The organism is Bartonella bacilliformis Ver097, from assembly GCF_000709795.1.
Classification (GTDB): domain Bacteria; phylum Pseudomonadota; class Alphaproteobacteria; order Rhizobiales; family Rhizobiaceae; genus Bartonella; species Bartonella bacilliformis_A.
On the sequence record NZ_KL503803.1, the window covers coordinates 295642 to 315743 of the forward strand.

At 35.3% G+C, this 20102-nt stretch carries 17 protein-coding genes; 11 read left to right on the plus strand and 6 right to left on the minus strand.

Annotation, left to right across the window (positions count from 1 at the left end):
* From fabZ to lpxB, 4 genes are read left to right on the plus strand one after another with little or no spacing between them, the layout of a single operon-like run.
* Nucleotides 1-465, plus strand: a complete 465-nt coding sequence (gene fabZ, locus H710_RS03395; RefSeq protein ID WP_041849439.1) for a 3-hydroxyacyl-ACP dehydratase FabZ — start codon at nucleotides 1-3, stop codon at nucleotides 463-465.
* Between the two features lie 25 nt (nucleotides 466-490).
* The gene (lpxA, locus tag H710_RS03400; protein ID WP_041849440.1) at nucleotides 491-1315 is read left to right on the plus strand and encodes an acyl-ACP--UDP-N-acetylglucosamine O-acyltransferase; all 825 of its coding nucleotides are present in this window, start codon (nucleotides 491-493) and stop codon (nucleotides 1313-1315) included.
* Between the two features lie 2 nt (nucleotides 1316-1317).
* Complete coding sequence (locus H710_RS03405) at nucleotides 1318-2190, plus strand: LpxI family protein (protein WP_041849441.1); 873 nt, start codon at nucleotides 1318-1320, stop codon at nucleotides 2188-2190.
* The gene (gene lpxB, locus H710_RS03410; RefSeq protein ID WP_041849442.1) at nucleotides 2180-3364 is read left to right on the plus strand and encodes a lipid-A-disaccharide synthase; all 1185 of its coding nucleotides are present in this window, start codon (nucleotides 2180-2182) and stop codon (nucleotides 3362-3364) included. Before H710_RS03405 ends, lpxB begins: the two co-directional genes overlap by 11 nt.
* Nucleotides 3365-3393: 29 nt before the next feature.
* Here lpxB and H710_RS03415 read toward each other — a convergent pair whose 3' ends face one another.
* The 6 genes from H710_RS03415 to gltX (H710_RS03440) all read right to left on the minus strand — a co-directional run bounded on the left by H710_RS03415 (nucleotide 3394) and on the right by gltX (H710_RS03440) (nucleotide 9817).
* Nucleotides 3394-4173 (minus strand): amino acid ABC transporter ATP-binding protein, encoded by a 780-nt coding sequence (locus tag H710_RS03415; protein ID WP_041849443.1) that lies wholly within the window; start codon nucleotides 4171-4173, stop codon nucleotides 3394-3396.
* Nucleotides 4174-4255: 82 nt separating this feature from the next.
* Nucleotides 4256-4963, minus strand: coding sequence for an ABC transporter permease (locus H710_RS03420; RefSeq protein WP_041849444.1), 708 nt, complete (start codon nucleotides 4961-4963; stop codon nucleotides 4256-4258).
* A complete protein-coding gene (locus H710_RS03425) occupies nucleotides 4960-5682 on the minus strand; it encodes an ABC transporter permease (RefSeq protein WP_041849445.1) in 723 nt (240 codons plus the stop codon). The genes H710_RS03420 and H710_RS03425 overlap by 4 nt, the downstream gene beginning before the upstream one ends.
* A gap of 59 nt (nucleotides 5683-5741) precedes the next feature.
* Nucleotides 5742-6509 (minus strand): transporter substrate-binding domain-containing protein, encoded by a 768-nt coding sequence (locus tag H710_RS03430; RefSeq protein WP_041849446.1) that lies wholly within the window; start codon nucleotides 6507-6509, stop codon nucleotides 5742-5744.
* 349 nt (nucleotides 6510-6858) lie between these two features.
* Nucleotides 6859-8151, minus strand: coding sequence for a citrate synthase (gene gltA, locus H710_RS03435; protein WP_041849447.1), 1293 nt, complete (start codon nucleotides 8149-8151; stop codon nucleotides 6859-6861).
* A gap of 235 nt (nucleotides 8152-8386) precedes the next feature.
* Entirely contained in the window at nucleotides 8387-9817 is a 1431-nt protein-coding gene (gene gltX, locus H710_RS03440; RefSeq protein WP_041849448.1) for a glutamate--tRNA ligase, read from the minus strand.
* 115 nt (nucleotides 9818-9932) lie between these two features.
* Between gltX (H710_RS03440) and H710_RS03445 the strand changes: the two genes are divergently transcribed.
* The 7 genes from H710_RS03445 to gltX (H710_RS03475) all read left to right on the plus strand — a co-directional run bounded on the left by H710_RS03445 (nucleotide 9933) and on the right by gltX (H710_RS03475) (nucleotide 20071).
* Nucleotides 9933-12206 (plus strand): ComEC/Rec2 family competence protein, encoded by a 2274-nt coding sequence (locus H710_RS03445; RefSeq protein WP_041849449.1) that lies wholly within the window; start codon nucleotides 9933-9935, stop codon nucleotides 12204-12206.
* Between the two features lie 359 nt (nucleotides 12207-12565).
* Nucleotides 12566-13270, plus strand: a complete 705-nt coding sequence (gene rpiA / locus H710_RS03450; protein WP_041849450.1) for a ribose-5-phosphate isomerase RpiA — start codon at nucleotides 12566-12568, stop codon at nucleotides 13268-13270.
* A 54-nt stretch (nucleotides 13271-13324) separates the two neighbouring features.
* Nucleotides 13325-13867 (plus strand): DUF2059 domain-containing protein, encoded by a 543-nt coding sequence (locus H710_RS03455; protein ID WP_041849451.1) that lies wholly within the window; start codon nucleotides 13325-13327, stop codon nucleotides 13865-13867.
* 199 nt (nucleotides 13868-14066) lie between these two features.
* Nucleotides 14067-15455: a glutathione-disulfide reductase gene (gene gor / locus H710_RS03460; RefSeq protein ID WP_041849452.1), complete on the plus strand. Its 1389-nt coding sequence runs from the start codon at nucleotides 14067-14069 to the stop codon at nucleotides 15453-15455.
* 74 nt (nucleotides 15456-15529) lie between these two features.
* Entirely contained in the window at nucleotides 15530-16894 is a 1365-nt protein-coding gene (locus H710_RS03465) for a class II 3-deoxy-7-phosphoheptulonate synthase (protein ID WP_041849453.1), read from the plus strand.
* A 119-nt stretch (nucleotides 16895-17013) separates the two neighbouring features.
* The gene (locus H710_RS03470; protein ID WP_041849509.1) at nucleotides 17014-18690 is read left to right on the plus strand and encodes an NAD+ synthase; all 1677 of its coding nucleotides are present in this window, start codon (nucleotides 17014-17016) and stop codon (nucleotides 18688-18690) included.
* Nucleotides 18691-18700: 10 nt separating this feature from the next.
* Nucleotides 18701-20071 (plus strand): glutamate--tRNA ligase, encoded by a 1371-nt coding sequence (gene gltX / locus H710_RS03475; protein WP_041849510.1) that lies wholly within the window; start codon nucleotides 18701-18703, stop codon nucleotides 20069-20071.
* The last annotated feature ends 31 nt before the right edge of the window (nucleotides 20072-20102 follow it).

Sequence of the window (20102 nt, forward strand, 5' to 3'; positions counted from 1 at the left end):
ATGGTTAATACAGGAGAAATTAAAAATCTAGAGGCTATAGATATTGTTAAATTACTATCTGTGTTACCGCATCGTTATCCATTTTTATTAATTGATCGTATTATTGAAATTGATGGTGATCGAAAGGCTATCGGTATTAAAAATGTGACGGTTAATGAACCACATTTTGTAGGACATTTCCCTGAAAATCCAGTTATGCCTGGCGTTTTAATTTTAGAGGCAATGGCGCAAACAGCAGGAGCTATTTCACTTTTAGCGTTAGGTAAAGGAAAAGAGGATTTAGTCTATCTTATGACTATTGATAATGCAAAATTTCGTAAACCTGTTGTTCCTGGTGATCAGTTGAGAATTCATGTTCAATTGTTAAAGAAACGGTCTGAAGTTAGGCGTTTCTTGTGTATTGCAGAAGTAGAGGGCACCCGCGTTTCTGAAGCAGAAATTTCTGCGATGGTTGTCAAATCATAGCAAATAATAAAATAGGAATTTAGAAATGTCTGGGACGAAAATTCATCCAACTGCCTTTGTGGAGGAGGGCGCACAGCTTGGTGAGAATGTATCTATTGGACCATTTTGTCATATTGGTCCACGAGCTGTAATTGGTGATGGATGTTGTTTGATGAGTCATGTTGTGATTATGGGAAATACAATATTAGGTGCTAATAGCAAAGTATTTCCCCATGCAATTTTAGGTGGAGATCCACAAAATAATAAACATAAAGGGGGGCATACAAGTCTCTCTATTGGTAAAAATAGTATGATTCGCGAAGGTGTCACAATGCATAGGGGATCTGATACATGCGTAGGGAAGACGATTGTTGGCGATAATTGTCAATTCTTTTCTTATGCACATGTTGCGCATGATTGTCATGTGGGGCATCATGTAACATTTGCTAATAATGCTATGATTGGCGGTCACGTTACAGTTGGTGATTATGTTATTATTGGTGGTGGTTCCGCTGTTCATCAGTTTGTTCGTGTTGGGCATCATGCGTTTATTGGCGGTGTATCTGCATTAGTTGGCGATTTGATTCCCTATGGAATGGCTGTTGGTGTACAAGCAAAACTTGCGGGATTAAATATTATTGGTATGAAACGTGCTGGTCTTGAGCGGAAAGAAATTCGTTCATTACGTCATGCAGTGAGTATGCTTTTTGATCATAGCAAGCCGCTGAGAGAACGTGTATACGATGTCTTTTCTTTCTATTCTACGTCTCAATCTGTGATTGATATTGTTAATTTTATTCAAGAAAAAGGGAAACGTTTTTATTGTACGCCTAGATTTGAAAATGACACAATGCGCTTAAATAAGGATTAAAAATGTCTTCCTCAAATGTTAGAAGTTTTCTTTCTGGTCGGACTGCTATTATAGCAGGAAATGGTGTTTTACCTATTGCTGTTGTTCAAGCTCTTAAAAAATGTGGAAAAAAACCTTTTCTTATCCTTTTACATGGTGAAGCAGAGTCTACACTTTATAACTATGAGCATTGTGAATTATCAATCGTAGAATTAGCGCGACTATTTAAAATTTTGAAAGAAAAAGAGATTTGCAATATTATTTTAGCGGGGGGAGTAAGAAAGCGGCCTGATCTTTTCAAGTTACATTTCGATTGGAAAACTTTGTTAGCTTTACCTAAGTTATTTAAGATATTGGGGAGTGGAGATGATATATTATTAAAAGGCTTTATACAGCTTATTGAAGCACGTGGCTTTTGTGTTGTTGGTGCTCATGAAGTAGTACTAGATTTATTAGCTCCCGTGGATTTTAGTTTAACATCGCGGCGTGCTACTCAAAAGGAAAAAAATAGTATTCTATTAGCAGCTAAGGCTGCAAAATTGTTAGGTCACTTAGATATTGGTCAAGCCGTTGTGGTTATTAATAATTGGGTGGTTGCAGTGGAAGGAGCAGAAGGGACTGATGATATGCTGAAGCGAGTCCAGGAGATGCGGAAAAAAAAGCAAATACCATTTAAAGGGGGTATTCTGGTGAAATGTGCAAAGCCACAGCAAGAGCATCGAGTAGATTTACCATCAATTGGGCCGACAACAATCGTTAATGCTGTAAAAAGTGGATTGGTTGGTGTTGCCGTAGAGGCAGATAGAAGTTTAATATTATCTTGTAAACAAACAATAGAAGAGGCCAATAAACATTTGTTGTTCGTGGAAACATTTAGGATATCTGATGACGAATAATTGTTCTTTGAAAATTGCTGTTATTGCGGGTGAAGAATCTAGTGATTTACTTGGAGCAGATTTGATTTCTTCTTTGTCCCATCAAACAGGATGCAAGATTCATTTAATTGGCGTCGGTGGTGAGCATTTAAAGGCATTGGGTTTAAAAAGTATTTTTAATTCTGATGATATTTCTTTAATAGGTTTATGGGCGGTATTAAAAAAACTGCTACTGTTGTTGATGCATATTCGTAATGTATCTAGATTTATTGCACGAGAAAAACCTGATTGTTTGATCATTATCGATAATCCTGATTTTACACACCGTGTTGCAAAAAAAGTGCGAATTTTAGAACCTTCTATTCCAATCATTAAATATGTTGCACCAACTGTTTGGGCATGGCGGCCAGAGCGTGCTAAGGCTATGCGCGAATTTATTGATCACATTTTGGCGGTTTTCCCTTTTGAAGAAAAAATTATGAAGAATTTAGGAGGACCGCCTCTTACTTACGTCGGACATCGTCTTTTAACGTATCCTCCGCTGTTAAAGATTCAATCCCAAAAAGAGTGCTTGGATACTCAGCGAGAAACATTCACGATGGTTGTTTTGCCAGGATCACGTAGTTTGGAAGTTCGTTATCTGATGCCAGTTTTCGGAGAAACGGTAGCAATAGCTAAACAACGTATTCCTAACTTACGTGTTATTTTACCAACTTTATCACATTTAATAGATGAAGTTCATTATTTTGCAAAAAACTGGAAAAATGAGGTCGAGATTGTTGTTGGTGAAGATGCAAAATGGCATGCTTTTACAGATGCTGACGTTGCTCTTGCAGCACTTGGAACGGTATCACTTGAATTAGCATTAGCAAAAATTCCAATGCTCCTTTGTTATAAACTGGATTGTTTATCTAAATTTTTTCTTTTTCCAAAGATAACGTTATGGAGTGCTGCTCTTCCAAACATTATTTCTGATAAACCTGTTATTCCAGAGTATTTTAATGAATTTTTACGTCCTGGTATGTTAGCAAGACAGATTGAACAACTTTTATATAATCATTCATTGCGACAGGTGCAATTGGATGCTTTTGATGTGATCAAAAAGAAAATGCAGACTGAGTTGCCGTCAGGTGTCATCGCTTCTCAGACAGTAATAAATCTTCTTAAAAACAAGTCAAGATACTTGGGATTATAAGTGATTATGGAGATATAGAAGGTTTATAGTTAGTACTTAATTTTAGCAAGAAAATCACGAGCACGCTGGGTTTTAGGATTAGTAAAAAATATATCAGATGTCGTATCTTCAATAATTTTTCCATTTTCTAGAAAAAGTATTCTTTCTGAGATTTCACGAGCAAAATTCATTTCGTGGGTAACGCAAAGCATGGTTATTCCTGTATTGGTCAGCTGAGCCATAACCTCTAAGACTTCCCTAACATTTTCTGGATCAAGAGCTGATGTTGGTTCATCAAAAAGCAATATTTTAGGCTCCATGCAAAGTGCACGTGCGATAGCAACACGTTGTTGTTGTCCACCAGAAAGTTGTGAAGGATATTGTTCACAATATTTTTCAATACCAACATGCGTAAGATAATAAATTGCTTGTTTTTTTGCTTGTTTTTTAGAAAGTCCGTGGACTGTCATGGGTGCTAAAATGCAATTTTGCATAACAGTCATATGAGGGAATAAATTAAAGTTTTGAAAAACCATTCCTACTTTGCGTAGAACATTTTTTTTCTGTTGTATGGAGGCTGCAGCAATATCTACATCGTAGATGTAGATTGATCCTGTTTGTGCTTGTTCTAATTGATTAATGCAACGAATTAAAGTTGATTTTCCTGATCCAGAAGGGCCACAAATGACTATCCGCTCACCGGCTTTTATATCTAAATTGATATTATGCAATACTTGAAAATTTCCATACCATTTACTAAGATTTCGAATAAAAATAACCGGATTTTTATTAATATCGAAGGAGTTATTATTTTTATTTTCTGGATTCATTTTTTGTATTTTTTCATTGAGGGATTGAATTATATTAATTTAGTGTTTTGGCTTAGTGAAAAATTTTTATGATTATTCTTATTTACTGTAAATATCGCGTTAGGCGACGTTCAATAAGAATGATGAAACAATGAATGAGTTCAACGATGAGAAGGTAGATAGTAGCTGCCCAAATATAAACTTGAAAATCAAGTGTGCGCGCATAAAGTAGTTTAGCAATGCCCATTAAATCATAGATAGTTATGAGTGAAGCAATAGCACTAGATTTCATAATTAAAGTAAACTCATTGCCTAGAGGGCGTAATGCTAAAATCATCGCTTGTGGAAGAATAACTTTAAAAAATTTTGTAGAACTATGTAGCCCTAAAGCCTTTGATGCTTCATGTTGTCCAATTTTTACCGATGAAAAACTTCCTATGAAGATTATAGTTTGATAGGCTGCAGAATTAAGTGCAAAAATAAAAATACAGCAATACCACGCATTTTGAAAAAACCACCATAACCCAATTTTTTCCCAAAAATCTCTCATTGACCCAAGGCCATAGTAAAAGAGAAATAGTTGCGCTAATAGGGGAGAGCTACGGAAAAAATAAGTGTAAGTCTGTGCTGAATATTTTAAAAGCTTGTTTTTTGATAAATGACCAAGCGTAATGGGTATGCTCAGAAAAAAGCCAATGAAAAAAGAAATAGAAACGAGTTCAAAAGTGACAATAAGGCCATCAAGAAATTTTAGGCCATAACTATCTAAAAGTTCAGGATTGAAAAGAAAATAAAGCCATTCAGGAATCATAGGGAAGATACCTTTTGACAATTTTCTTGAGTATATGTTTCTAAATAGCGTAAGATTAAAGAAGAAAGTGCTGAAAATAATAGATAAAGTAAGCAGGCTACAAAATAAAACAGCATAGGTTTACCGGTTGCAGAAACTGCTAAATTTGTTTGTCGCATAAGATCAACAAGTGAAATTGTTGAAACAAGAGATGTATCTTTGAGTAATGTGAGCCAATTATTAGAAAGTCCTGGTAAAGCATTACGGATCAATTGAGGAAAGACAATTCTAAAGAATGTTGTAGAGCTTGAAAAGCCTAGAGCTTTAGCTGCTTCATATTGGCCTTTATTAAAGACTTTAAGTGCACTAATCCATACTTCACAAGAAAAAGCTGCGAAAACCATACTCAATGCGAGAACACTGGCAATAAAAGCATTGATACGAAATGTCATTTCAATGTTTAGATAATCAAGCACAGCTTGAATAGGACTTTGCAAGCCATGATAAACAAGAAATAAGATTAAAAGTTCTGGCAGACCACGGAATATTGCTGAAAATAAAGTCGCTATAATTTTTGCTATTTTAATATTAGATTGAGTCATCATGGCATTAAGAAGTCCTAAAGGAATCCCTAAAAGAACACAGCACACAGCCAATGATAATGTCATTCCTGCACTTAATAGTATAACCACACCCCATCCACCATTGCTAAAAGATAGCAATGCTAAATTTTCAATCATCTAAAAACTCATATAAAGATTTAATAATTACTCGCTGAAAATATGATTTTTTTCATTTTTTAATTTATGTCAAGATTATAACTATCTGATTGAAAATATTTTTTTATAATTTTTTTATATGTTCCATCTGCATGAATTTCTTCTATAGCTTGATTAAACTTATTTTTAAGATTTTCATTTTTTTTTCGTATAGCAATTGCAACAGGGAGTTTTGTATTCTTAATGACTCCTAAAAATTTACAGCATTCTTTTCCTTCATTTTTAAGCCAGTTTAATATTTGTAATTTATCAATAATACTCACATCAAGGCGATGACTTAGAAGATCGCGATTGACTTCTATTGCTGTGGGATAGAGTTTTATGTTTGCTCCTTTAGAAGCATAATTATCTTCTGCATATATAGCTTGTACCGTATTTGATTGCACACCAAGGTTTTTTCCTTTAAATGCCTCTGCTGAAATTTCTTCGATGTTTGAATCTTTAGTAACAATGACTGCTAATTCCGTACTATAATAAGCATTTGTGAAATCTATTTTTTTTAGCCGTTCCTGTGTAGGATTCAGTGATGCGATGATAGCGTCATATTTTTTAGCAAGGAGACCAGGGATAATTCCATCAAAGTCCTGAGCGATAATAACGCATTCAACTTTCATTTTTTCGCAAAGTGCATAAGATATATCAATATCAAAACCATGAAGTTTATTGTTTGAGTCAATATAACTAAAAGGAGGGTAGGAGCCTTCGCTTGCAATTTTTAGTGTTTCGGCATTAGCCCATTGGGTAAACAATGCTACACTTGCTATGAGAGCTATTACCAATAATTTCATTATATTCTCCTACAGGATATACAGAAAAATGCCCGATCATCGTATCCTTATAATTTGGAAGATTTATTTTAAGAGCAGTAAAAAACACAAAATCTTCCATTGTTTCCATCAGTAAGTATAATAAACAAGTTATGGTAAATTATTATTGAATTATTATAGTGTAAATAATTTATTAAAGGTATTAATATCCACTATTTTTTACAAAAATTTATCATGAAAATATTGTTTTTGTGAGAAAATTTCTTAAATCAAAGCTTTTTGAAATATTTTTATGTTCGTACTATTCGGCCAGTTTTAAAATATTCAAACAATAAAGCCCCAATAAACTGAGGCTTTATTATTTGTTACTTTATAAGCGATTATCTATAGAGATATATTCACGTGCAGTAGGACCTGTATAAAGTTGGCGTGGTCGGCCAATTTTTTGCGCTGGATCTTCAATCATTTCTTTCCATTGTGCAACCCAACCAACACTGCGTGCTAATGCAAAGAGAACAGTAAACATTTCGGTAGGGAATCCTAAAGCTTTTAATGTAATACCAGAATAAAAGTCGACATTAGGATAAAGCTTTTTGTTGATGAAATATTCATCATTCAGAGCGATGTGTTCAAGCTCCATCGCTATATCAAGAAGTGGGTCATCTTGAATGTTGAGCTCTTGTAAAACTTCATGGCAGGTTTTCTGCATAATTTTTGCACGTGGATCATAATTTTTGTAGACTCTGTGGCCGAAGCCCATAAGACGAAAAGGATCATTTTTATCTTTTGCACGCGCAATAAATTCAGGAATTTTTTTAACAGAACCTATTTCTTGTAGCATTTTTAGACATGCTTCATTAGCTCCACCATGAGCTGGTCCCCAAAGGCATGCAACACCTGCTGCAATACATACAAACGGATTAGCTCCTGATGAACCTGCAAGGCGTACTGTTGACGTAGATGCATTTTGTTCATGATCTGCATGAAGAGTAAAGATTCGATCCATAGCTCGAGCAATAACAGGGCTAATTTTGTGTTCTTCACAAGGAACAGAGAAGCACATATGAAGAAAATTTGTAGCGTAATTAAGGTCATTACGTGGATAAACAAAAGGTTGCCCAATACTATATTTATATGCCATAGCAGCAAGAGTTGGAACCTTTGAGATAAGGCGAATAGAGGCAATCATTCTCTGTTGAGGATCTGTAATATTAATAGAGTCATGATAAAATGCAGACATAGCACCAAGACAAGCGACCATAACAGCCATAGGATGAGAATCGCGACGAAATCCGTGGAAGAAGCGTGCAAATTGTTCATGCACCATTGTATGCCGCATAATACAGCGATCAAAATCTATTTTTTGTTGTTTGTTTGGCAACTCACCATAAAGCAAAAGGTAGCATGTTTCAAGAAAATCTCCATTTTCAGCTAATTGGTCAATAGAATATCCGTGGTAAAGTAATATTCCTTCATCTCCATCGATATAAGTGATTTTTGATTCACAAGAAGCCGTTGAAGTAAAGCCAAGATCATAAGTGAAAGTGTCAGTTTCTTTATAGAGAGAAGCAATCTCAATAACATCAGGACCAATAGTTCCTTTACGTACTGGCAATTCTGTCTTTCTATCATTGATGATAATATATGCTTTATTCTCAGGCATGAAATGTTCCTTTCGGATCCTTTATCTTTTAAATTATTAAGATGCTGGGTTTATCAGATAGGGAGGTGTGTAGTTGAAGCTTTTCTTAATTATGTTTAGATTATTAAATTAACCATAAGAGTTAGTTTATGTAATTTAAAGGTATTTTTTCAGTTTTGCAAAAAATATCTTTAGTTTTTAAAAGACAAAAACAAATCTTGGTTTACTTTGAGGTATTTGTAATCCGCTGCGCGATTTATGAGCACTTGGTTGTATTGATTTGCTGATTAATACGATTGAGAGATTCATTTCGTCCCAACAAAACAAGGACGTCGAAAACACCTGGTGATGTTGCGCGTCCTGTAAGCGCTGCTCGAAGAGGCTGAGCAATGGTTCCAAATTTAAGTTCTTGTTTTTGCGCATAATGTCGTAAAACTTCATCTAGCGTATTTGTATCCCAATCTGAGCAAGTTTCGAGAATAGGGTAGATGCTTTTTAGGATGGCTTGACCATCTTCATTTAAGAGCATTTTTGCTTTTTCATCAAGCAATAACGGCTGTTTTGTAAAGATAAAGGATGCACCGTCAATAAGTTCAAGAAGTGTTTTGGAACGCTCTTTTATATGGGGTATTGCGGCTAGAAATTGGGTACGGTGTTTTTCATCAAGCTTGTCTATTATTTCTAAACCGCTTTCAATCTCTGGTAAAATACTCAAAGCAGAATCAAAAAGATCTTGATCAGTGCTCATACGTATGTAGTGTCCATTGATGGCATTTAATTTTTTGAAATCAAAACGAGCAGCACCTTTATTAATATCATCAATATTAAACCAAGAAATCATATCTTCGGTTGAGATGATTTCATCATTACCATGGCTCCAACCTAAGCGAACAAGATAATTGCGCAAAGCAGCAGGAAGATATCCCATTGCTCGGTAAGCATCAACACCTAGTGCTCCATGTCGCTTTGATAGTTTTGCACCATCTTCACCATGAATGAGTGGAATATGTGCCATAACAGGGATTTTCCACCCCATTGCATTAAAGATAATTGTTTGGCGTGCTGCATTTGTGAGATGATCATCACCACGAATGATATGCGTGATTCCCATATCATGATCATCAACAACAACAGCAAGCATATAGGTTGGAGTACCATCGGAACGTAAAATAATAAAATCATCTAGGTCTTTATTCAGAAAAAGAACATCACCTTGAACACGATCGCGCACAATTGTTGCTCCCTCTTTGGGTGTTTTCATGCGAATGACAGGTTTTATACCTTTAGGAGCTTCAGAAATATCACGATCACGCCAATGTCCATCATAATGTGGTGGGCGGCCTTCTGCACGCGCATTTTCTCGCATTTCAGCTAATTCTTCAGGTGATGCATAACAATAATAAGCTTTACCATCTTTGACTAATTGTTCTGCAACTTCACGATGACGTTCTGCTCGCTCAAATTGTGAAATATGATTTCCATCATAGCTAAGTCCTATCCAATGCAAGCCATTAATAATTGCTTTAACAGCGGCATCTGTCGAGCGTTCTCGGTCTGTATCTTCAATGCGTAAAAGCATTTTTCCACCATGATGTTTTGCATAAAGCCAATTAAAGAGAGCAGTGCGGGCTCCACCAATATGAAGAAAACCTGTGGGCGATGGTGCAAAACGGGTAATGACAGACACGGATATTATCCTCTACATTAAGATTGTTATTTATAGAACTGTATCGTGGAATTATGTTAGCATAGCTGATAAGATGTGCAATAGTAGCATTGCAGGTCAATGTGGGGGGGTGCGAATGCTCGACCCAAATAAAATTAATGATGATCTATCAATAGGAAATTTCTCAAAAAAGAGAAATTTGATCCTATCGCAACGAGGTTATCCTTCTATTATTGATGGTTCCAATAATGCTACTTATAACGAGAAAAAGCTTTCTTTATTCAATATTTTAAAAGACTTCATAATTCTTGTTTGGCAGTGGCTAATAGAGTGCATAAAAAAAGAAATTTCTTTTGGTCTACTCTTTTTATTGATTTTAGTGTTCTCTACTACAGGTGTTATCTTTTATTTCAGTTTAGACCAAGAGCCAAATTGGGAACAATTCGTTGTATTGATCATTTCATTTCTTGGAATATTATATATTTTACGTTGTTATAGGGGAATATGGCTTGTCGTTGGGTTTTTATTTTGTGTTTTATTAGGTGCTTTAGCAGCAAAAATAGAAACGTGGCGTATGTCTACGCCAATGTTGAGCAATAATGTTTCCACTACATTAACTGGGCGCATTGTTTCTATTGAAACGATGGAAAAAGGGGGATTTCGTTTAATTGTAGATGTTTTAAAAACAGAAAATCCAACTTTACATCATGGTCCTGATCGTGTTCGTTTAGTTGTAAGACATTTGCCTGATGGATCCGTTCCCGGTGATGGCTTATATGGTAAAGTAAGACTTCGTGCTTTATCCGGACCTGTACGTCCAGGAAGTTATGATTTTAGTTTTCATAACTATTTTAATAAAATTGGTGCTCAAGGAGCTTATTTCGGGAAACCGATCAAAATATCAGTTTCTCAATCTGATACTGTATTAGGTATGGCATCACAGAAAATTGAAAATCTGCGAATGAAAATGACGCAAAGAATCCGTACAACAATTAGTGGAGAAGAAGGTAGTGTTGCTGCTGCTTTAATAACAGGACAACGGGGAGCTATTTCGAGTGACACTAATGAAGCATTGCGTATGTCTGGATTGGCCCATATCTTGTCAATATCAGGTTTACATATGGCTCTACTTAGTAGCATGGTTATTATTGTTATTCGTAGTTTTTTTGCGTTGTTTCCAGTTTTTTCATCCTATTATTCGACTAAGAAATTTTCTGTTATCGTTGCGTTAATAATTACAGCTTTTTATTTGATTTTGTCTGGTGCGGCTGTCGCAGCACAAAGAAGTTTTGTGATGGTTGCAGTGATGTTGATTGCTGTATTATGCAACCGTTCTGGTATGACAATGCGTAATTTTGCTATTGCTGGTTTGGCCATTATGGTTGTTGTTCCGCATGAAATATTAGGTCCCAGTTTTCAAATGTCATTTTCAGCAACTATAGCTTTAATTGCTGCTTTTGAGTGGTGGAACAAAAGGTACTCTTTTTACAGGAGAAAAATAACACCATCTCATGTTGGAAAAAAGATAGTTCATTTTGCTTTCTTATCAGTTTTTTCAACTTGTTCATCTTCTTTTGTAGCAGGGCTTGCTAGTGGAATTTATGCTGCTTATCATTTTACAAATGTAGCACCTTTCAGTATTATAAGTAATGCTTTGGCCCTACCTATCGTATCCGTTTTGGTGATGCCTTTTGGATTGATAGCAGCATTTGCAATGCTTTTGGAATTTGAATGGTTGCCATTACAAATTATGGGTTTTGGTATCAGTCTTGTAACGAAAATTGCTTATTTTATCACAGCTATTTCTCCAGTTATTAATCCTGGATTTATACCATTATCTACGTTGATTTTATTAAGTTTAGGTTTAGTTGGACTGACTTTTTTTAAAACATCTCTGAGATTCTTTTTTATTATTTTTATTTTTATAGGTATTTGGGTTTACGTGATACGTTCACCTGTGCAATTAATCATAGCAGATAATATGAATCTTGTTGGTATTATAAATGAGAAAACATTGTATGCTGATCGTTCACGTGTTTCCAAATTTACGAAATCTGTATGGGAAAAATCATTCTATATAAACGAAATCATTAAACCAACAAAAATTGGTCCTGCATTGAACGGACAATTTATTTGTGATGATAACATTTGTACAGCCTTATTAGAAAATGGGTTAAAAGTTGTCGTGTCGTATAAAAAAACAGATCAATGTATCAAATCAGATGTTCTAATTCAGACATTTATGATGCGTAGTAAAACATGCAATGATGTTGCAGGAATAATGTTTACGCCTCAGCAACTTTTATTACGAGGTAGTGTTATGATGATGAAAAACAAAGATATTATCTGGTCTTATACAGCTTTCCATCGACCATGGAATGCCCATAGACAAAAATTACAAAATTTATAAATTTATTGTATCAAGCTGATATAGCTATAATTTTTCAATTAATTTATGGAATTTATTAAAGATTACAGATAATTAATTGCAATATTTTTTGATAACTGGTTTATAAATTTGCAAAAATCATAACTCTACAATAAAATAATAGATTTCGAAAATAAGATCTAAATTTAAACTGTCTATCAAGTTGTGTAAACGCAAACAGGTTCAAAAAATACTGCATTCTATTATTAATATATTTCTATGGTAGCTAAATTTTTGAGTCAGAGGATTATAAATAAGTTTATGAAAAATTAATAAGGTAATAGATTTTTTATTATCAATTCATAACGAATATGGATGATTTATAAAAGAAAGAATGATTCATGAATGTCCAAGGATTGAAAAAGATGGCGGCTGCTAAAGCACTTGAGTTTGTTCAAGATGGTATGCGTCTCGGTATAGGGTCGGGTTCTACAGCTAATGAATTTATTCGCCTTCTTGGTGAACGTGTTGCAAATGGTTTGCGTGTTATCGGCGTTGCTACTTCACATTATTCTGAACAATTATGTCGTCAAGTTGGGGTACCTGTCACTACTTTAGAACAAATGCCTGAGCTTGATCTTGATATTGATGGGGCAGATGAGATTGGTCCTAATATGACCTTAATTAAAGGGGGAGGTGGGGCGTTGCTACGTGAAAAAATTGTTGCTGCAGCATCTCATGAAATGCTTGTTATTGCTGACGAAACAAAAGTGGTCAAAACACTTGGTGCTTTTGCACTACCAATTGCAGTCAATCAGTTTGGTCTGAGTGTTACACACAGTGCTATCGAAAAAATGGCTGAAGGTTTAGGTCTTTCAGGAAAAGTGACGTTAAGAATGAATGGGGATAATCCTTTTGAGACGGATGATAGCCATTTTATTTTTGATGCATCTTGGGGGCAGATTGTTCAACCAAAACTTTTATCAAATGCACTATTTGAGATTCCTGGTGTTATTGAACACGGACTTTTTTTGGGAATGGTGTCGCGTTCAATTATAGCGATGGCAGATGGTCAAATAAAAATTTTAGAATTGAAGAATTGTTGAGAATTTTAATATAGTGACAAATATGAATTACAATAATTATGGAGTAATCATTGAATGAAAAATATATTTTCTCTCCAGCGCTTTATTACATTGTTTAGTGCAGTTGCTATCTTGGTTGTTAATATTGGGCTGGTTCATGCACAAGATGTTAGTGATCAGCACTTAGATGCCGCTAAAAAAATGATTAAAGCCGTTCATGCAACTGATCAGTTTGATGATTTTTTATTAATTGCTGCACGTGATCTCAAAAATGAATTGATAGGAAATGATCCACATTTAGCAACAATTATTTCTGATATTGTTGATAAGCAGACACTTGCTTTAGCTAAACGACGCGCTGATTTAGAAAAAGAAATTGCTCATGTCTATGTAAAGCATTTTAGTCAAGAAGAACTTGATAAAATCACAATATTTTATAGTTCTGATACTGGTAAAAAATTTTTAAAGGAAGTTCCGAGTATCGCGCGTGATTCTTATGCTGTGTTCGATGCGTGGCGTTCCGCTATCGTAAAAGATCTTATGAAAAATGTTGAAGGTGAAATGTCTAAAACACTTAATTTAGATAAGTCTGCTACTCCTATGAAATTACCTCTTTAGGTAGGAACTAAGTAAGTTAATCAATTTTGTTTTTTGGTAAAAGTCTTCTTTCATTAAATAAAACGGTAGTAAAACTACCGTTTTAATGGGACAGGAATTTTTGAGTATTTGCACTGTTTATGCAAAAAAATAAGGAATTTTATTTGCTAATAAATAGTTAATAGTTTGACAATCTAGACGCACAGGAGAGGGATAATTTGTGATGTCTTTTGATTTTGATTTATTCGTTATTGGAGGTGGGTCTGGTGGGGTGCGTGCTGCCCGCCTGGCGGGAGCGCTAGGTAAACGCGTTGCTATAGCAGAAGAATATCGCATGGGGGGGACTTGTGTTATTCGCGGTTGTGTTCCCAAAAAACTATTCGTTTATGCATCACAATATGCACAAGAATTTAGTGACAGTGCTGGTTTTGGCTGGAAATATGCAGATTCAATTTTTGACTGGCAAAAGTTGGTTGCAGCTAAAGATAGAGAAATATCAAGGTTAGAAGAATTTTATCACAAGATATTAAGAAATAATAATGTTCATATTTATAAAAGTCGCGTTGTCTTTATTGACGAACACACATTAGAACTTATTGCAACAGGTGAGCGGATAAGAGCAAAAAAGATCTTAATTGCAACAGGAGCAAAAGTTGCGCTAAATACAGTTGTCGGTAGCGATTTATGTCTTACTTCTAATGAGATTTTTGATCTTAAAAAATTACCCAAATCAATAATAATCATTGGCGGTGGTTATATTGGTGTGGAATTTTCCAATATTTTTCATGCATTAGGAGTGCAAACAACATTGCTTCATCGTGGTGATTTAATTCTAAGTGGCTTTGATTATGATTTGCGGTATTTGTTAAGCGATGCAATGATTCAAAAAGGGATTTCTGTTATCTATGGTGCGGCAGTTTCTCAAGTTAAAGTTGAATCTAAATCCTATAATGTTACTTTAGCGAATGGACAAACGATCACTGCTGATCAGGTTATGTGGGCAACAGGGCGTGTGCCTAATACAAAAGGTTTAGGACTTGAACAAGCAGGGGTTAAGCTTGATAATACTGGTGCGGTTATTGTTGATGAAAAAATGATGACAAATGTTCCTCATATCTGGGCGATTGGTGATGTAACAGGCCATCTGCAATTAACGCCTGTTGCTATTCATGAAGCAATGTGTTTCATTAATACTACGTTTAAGAATACTCCAACTGTGCCTGATTATGATTTAATTTCGGTAGCTGTTTTTTCACAGCCAGAGATTGGAACAGTTGGTCTTTCAGAAGAAGATGCAATACGCTGTTATAAGCGTGTTGAAATTTATCGCACGTTGTTTCGTCCTATGCGTAATATTCTTTCCGGTAATTCAGAAAAGATGTTTATGAAACTTGTTGTTGATGGTGAAAGTCGTATTGTTGTTGGTGCCCATATTTTAGGAGCAGGTGCTAGTGAAATGATACAGCTTATAGGGATATCTCTCAAAGGAAAACTAACAAAAGATGTATTCGATGAGACTATGGCATTGCATCCAACCGCAGCAGAAGAATTGGTAACAATGTATGAACCAAGCTATGTATACGAAAATGGAAAAAAATTGGAAAATTAGAGGAAGATGCTTGTAGTGAATAATAAGGCTTTCATGCTATATAAATTGCATGGGTAAGCTTTAGAGAGAATACCATGATAGAGAAATGGACACCTGAATCTTGGAGAACAAAGCCAATTAAGAAAGTTCCAACTTATCCAGATAAATTTTTATTAGCGAATATTGAAAAAAAGCTATGTGGATATCCTCCTTTGGTTTTTGCAAATGAAGTCCGTGATTTAAAAAATGAATTAGCAGCTGTTGCAGAAGGGAAAGCTTTTTTATTGCAAGGGGGGGATTGTGCAGAGAGCTTTGTGGAGCATGAAGCTGATCGTATCCATGATTTTTTTCGTGTATTTTTGCAGATGGCTTTAGTTTTAACTTTTGGCAGTTCGAAGCGAGTTATTAAAACTGGTCGTATTGCTGGTCAATTTGCAAAACCGCGCTCCTCTGATATGGAAAAAAAGGAAAACGATGAGCTTCCTGCTTATCAGGGTGATATTATTAATGGTATTGAATGTAGTGAAGCTTCTCGTACGCCTGATCCACGACGAATGTCTATTGTCTACCATCAGTCGGTGGTAACGCTTAATTTATTACGAGCTTTTGTACAAAATGGCCATGCTAATTTAGAAAATATTCATAAATGGATCGTGAATTTTATTGCTAATAATCTACAAGGTGAGCGTTATGAATTATTGGCAAGACGTATTTTTGAATCAAACGACTTTATGCGTTCAATAAATATTTCAGAAAAAATGAATGATGCGTTATGCCAAACACCTCTTTATACGAGTCATGAAGCACTTTTGCTTGGTTATGAAGAGGCTTTAACTCGGATTGACCCCACTTCTGGAGATTGGTACGCGACATCTGGTCATATGTTGTGGATTGGTGATCGCACACGCCAACTTGATCATGCGCATGTTGAATATTGTCGTGGTATTAAAAATCCTATTGGACTGAAGTGTGGTCCTTCACTTAATCCTGATGAGCTTTTGAAATTAATTGATATTCTTAATCCTGAGAATGAAGCAGGTCGGCTTACTCTCATCATCCGTTTAGGACATGATAAAGTAGAAACTTATCTTTCTCAATTGATTCGTGTCGTTGAGCGTGAAAAGCGTAAAGTTGTATGGTCTTGTGATCCAATGCATGGCAATACAATTATTGCCAATGGTTATAAAACTCGTTTTTTTGATCATATTTTCAAGGAAATTGAGAATTTTTTTTCAATACATTGGGAAGAAGGAACGTATCCAGGAGGTATTCATATTGAGATGACAGGTCGTCATGTAACTGAGTGTATAGGTGGTGCACAGGCTATTTCAATAGACGATCTTTTTGATCGTTATCAGACTTATTGTGATCCACGATTAAACGCCGATCAAGCATTAGAATTATCTTTTCTTGTTGCTGAACTTATCAAAAAAAATCGTGACACTGATCAATTGATATAGCAAATATTTAAAAAAGAAATCGTATAACATTATCTATTTTTGGTGTTTATAGGATTAAGTGCTTTTTAAAGAAAAGAAATGATTGAAATTGAGCTCGCAACTACGCTAAGTTGATGATGATGGCAAAAAAGTTGATAAAAGATGACTTTCGGATTGCAGTTTCTCAATTAAATCCCATTGTAGGTGATATTGAGGGGAATTTTGTCCTTGCTAAAATGGCACATCAGAAAGCTCAACAACAGGGTGCTGATCTTGTTTTATTGACTGAGCTTTTTATAAGCGCTTATCCGCCAGAAGATCTTGTACTTAAGCCTGCTTTTACAAAAGCCTGTGAAAATGCGATTAAGAAATTAGCAAAGGTTACAAAGGAAGGACCAGGTATTATTATTGGTGCTCCGATAAAGCGTGGTGATGTTATTTATAATGGTGTTGTACTGCTCGATAATGGGCAGGTCATTACTGAATACTTAAAGTTTGATTTGCCTAATTATCTTGAATTTGATGAGAAAAGAGTATTTTCTCCTGGTCCGAGTCCTGAGCCTATTGTTTATCGTGGGATAACACTGGGAATTGTTGTTTGTGAAGATATTTGGAACGATTCCTCGATTTGTACAGAGTTTCGCAATAAAGGAGCTGAATTCATTCTCGTTTCTAATGGGTCTCCTTACTGTCATAATAAAATATTAAAACGTATGAGTATTGTTCGCGCGCAAGCTATTCAAGCTGGTGTCCCGGTTATTTATGCTAATCAAGTTGGTGGTCAGGATGAATTAATTTTTGATGGGGGTTCTTTTGCGCTGAATGAGCAAGGTACGGTGGCATTTCAAATGAAACATTTTGAAAGCCATATCGCTGTAAGTCATTGGCAAAGAAAGTCGATTGGATGGCAATGTGTTTCTGGTCCAAATGAAAAACTTTTAGGTGGGGTAGCTGCCGATTACCATGCTTGTGTTTTAGGTTTAAGAGATTATGTCAATAAAAACGGTTTTAAAGATGTAATTCTTGGTCTTTCAGGGGGAATTGATTCAGCGCTTTGTGCAGCAATAGCAACAGATGCTCTTGGAGCGGAAAGGGTTCACGCTGTAATGATGCCTTACCATTATACATCAGAGGAGTCACTACAAGATGCTAAAGATTGTGCACACTTTTTAGATTGTCATTATGAAATAATACCAATTGTTCAACCTGTTGAAAATTTTTTAAGTATAATGGCACCTATTTTTTCAGGGCTGCCTTCTGATATTACAGAAGAAAATTTGCAAAGTCGTGTACGTGGCACTATTTTAATGGCTCTTTCAAATAAATTCGGTTCAATGGTTATTACAACAGGAAATAAGTCAGAAATGGCAGTTGGATATGCAACACTTTATGGCGATATGAATGGTGGTTTTAATCCCATTAAAGATATTTATAAAATGCAGGTTTATGCATTAGCTGAGTGGCGCAATAAAAATCATCTACCAAATTTTTTAGGAGCAGAAGGGGTTGTTATTCCTCCAAATATTATAAAGAAAGCGCCTTCTGCAGAGTTACGAGAAAATCAAAAGGATGAAGATTTTCTTCCTCCTTATCCTATTTTAGATGATATTTTGCAGTCTCTTGTAGAAAATGACATGAGTGTTGATGAGATCGTTAAATGTGGTCATTTACGAGAAACTGTTGAGAAAGTTGAACACCTTCTTTATGTAGCTGAGCATAAGAGGCGACAGTCTGCACCTGGTATCAAAATCAGTTCTAAAAATTTCGGGCGCGACCGTCGTTACCCTATTACAAATTATTTTCGTGATAAAAGTTGAGCATTATTCTATGATAAAAGTTCGTTTTGCCCCATCTCCAACAGGTTATATTCATATTGGGAATATTCGTATTGCATTATTTAATTGGCTTTATGCACAGGCAAATAATGGGGCATTTATTTTACGCTATGATGATACAGATCTTGAACGATCTAAACAAGAATATATAGACGGTATTATAACCGATCTTGAATGGCTTGATATTAAACCGGATGAAATTCATCATCAATCTAAACGGTTTCGTCGATATGATGAGGTTGCAGAAACACTAAAGGAACGAGGTCTTCTTTATCCTTGTTATGAAACGGTAGAAGAATTAGATAGACACCGCAAAATTCAACTTTCACGCAAATTGCCTCCTGTATATGATCGTAGAGCGCTAAAATTAACAAAAGAAGATAAGAGATTATTGGTATCTCAGGGCCGTAAACCTCATTGGCGTTTTCTTTTACCTAATTTTGAAAGTAATCCATTTCAAATTAAGCGAACAGAAATTTCTTGGGATGATATTGTAAAAGGAAAACAAACAATAGATCTGGCCTCTATTTCAGATCCTATTTTAATTCGTGAAGATGGAAGCTACCTTTATACGCTACCTTCTGTGATTGATGATATAGATATGGCCATTACACATATCATTCGTGGTGAAGACCACATTACCAACACAGGTGCGCAAATTACTATTTTTGAAGCTCTGAATGCACAATTACCAATTTTTGGGCATATTAATTTATTGACTACGATTTCAGGGAAAGGGCTTTCAAAACGTAACAGTGATCTTTCTATTCGCTCTTTAAGGGAAGAAGGATTTGAATCTATGGCTGTTCGGTGTCTTTCTGTTTTAACTGGAACATCGAAGAATATAGAAGCTCATCGTGATCAAAAAGCACTTTTAGAGCATTTTGATCTTCACAATATATCAAAATCATCTGCTAAATTTGATATTACAGATCTTCTCTCTTTGAATAGGCAATTTGTTCACGAATTAACTTATGAAAAAGTTAAAACAAGGCTTGAAAAGCTTTCCATTTGCGGGGAGAAGGCGGAATATTTTTGGAATGCCATAAAAGATAATATTGATAAGGTGAATGATGCAGTTTTATGGTGGGAAATTATTCATAGTGATCAGAGCTTTGATGTTGTTTCATTTGAAGATCGCGCATTCGTACAACAGTCTGTTGATTTGTTACCTGAGGGGAGTTTAAATGATGAAAGCTGGAAGATTTGGACAATGGCATTAAAAGAAAAAACAGATCGTAAAGGAAAAGCTTTGTTTATGTCATTGCGTTTGGCCTTAACTGGAAGGCAACATGGTCCTGAAATGGGAAAGCTTTTACCGCTCTTTGGGCGTGAAAAGATAATCAATAGATTAACTATTTGATGCGAAGAAACTGTAAAATTCAGCAACCCAA

Bases quoted from the DNA above. Each gene is read 5' to 3' on its own strand.
- fabZ (WP_041849439.1), top strand. From the start codon at position 1: ATGGTTAATACAGGAGAAATTAAAAATCTAGAGGCTATAGATATTGTT.
- gltA (WP_041849447.1), bottom strand. From the start codon at position 8,151: ATGCCTGAGAATAAAGCATATATTATCATCAATGATAGAAAGACAGAA.
- lpxA (WP_041849440.1), top strand. From the start codon at position 491: ATGTCTGGGACGAAAATTCATCCAACTGCCTTTGTGGAGGAGGGCGCA.
- H710_RS03470 (WP_041849509.1), top strand. From the start codon at position 17,014: ATGGCAAAAAAGTTGATAAAAGATGACTTTCGGATTGCAGTTTCTCAA.
- H710_RS03415 (WP_041849443.1), bottom strand. From the start codon at position 4,173: ATGAATCCAGAAAATAAAAATAATAACTCCTTCGATATTAATAAAAAT.
- H710_RS03430 (WP_041849446.1), bottom strand. From the start codon at position 6,509: ATGAAATTATTGGTAATAGCTCTCATAGCAAGTGTAGCATTGTTTACC.
- lpxB (WP_041849442.1), top strand. From the start codon at position 2,180: ATGACGAATAATTGTTCTTTGAAAATTGCTGTTATTGCGGGTGAAGAA.
- H710_RS03425 (WP_041849445.1), bottom strand. From the start codon at position 5,682: ATGATTGAAAATTTAGCATTGCTATCTTTTAGCAATGGTGGATGGGGT.
- gltX (WP_041849510.1), top strand. From the start codon at position 18,701: ATGATAAAAGTTCGTTTTGCCCCATCTCCAACAGGTTATATTCATATT.
- H710_RS03455 (WP_041849451.1), top strand. From the start codon at position 13,325: ATGAAAAATATATTTTCTCTCCAGCGCTTTATTACATTGTTTAGTGCA.
- H710_RS03420 (WP_041849444.1), bottom strand. From the start codon at position 4,963: ATGATTCCTGAATGGCTTTATTTTCTTTTCAATCCTGAACTTTTAGAT.
- rpiA (WP_041849450.1), top strand. From the start codon at position 12,566: ATGAATGTCCAAGGATTGAAAAAGATGGCGGCTGCTAAAGCACTTGAG.
- H710_RS03405 (WP_041849441.1), top strand. From the start codon at position 1,318: ATGTCTTCCTCAAATGTTAGAAGTTTTCTTTCTGGTCGGACTGCTATT.
- H710_RS03445 (WP_041849449.1), top strand. From the start codon at position 9,933: ATGCTCGACCCAAATAAAATTAATGATGATCTATCAATAGGAAATTTC.
- H710_RS03465 (WP_041849453.1), top strand. From the start codon at position 15,530: ATGATAGAGAAATGGACACCTGAATCTTGGAGAACAAAGCCAATTAAG.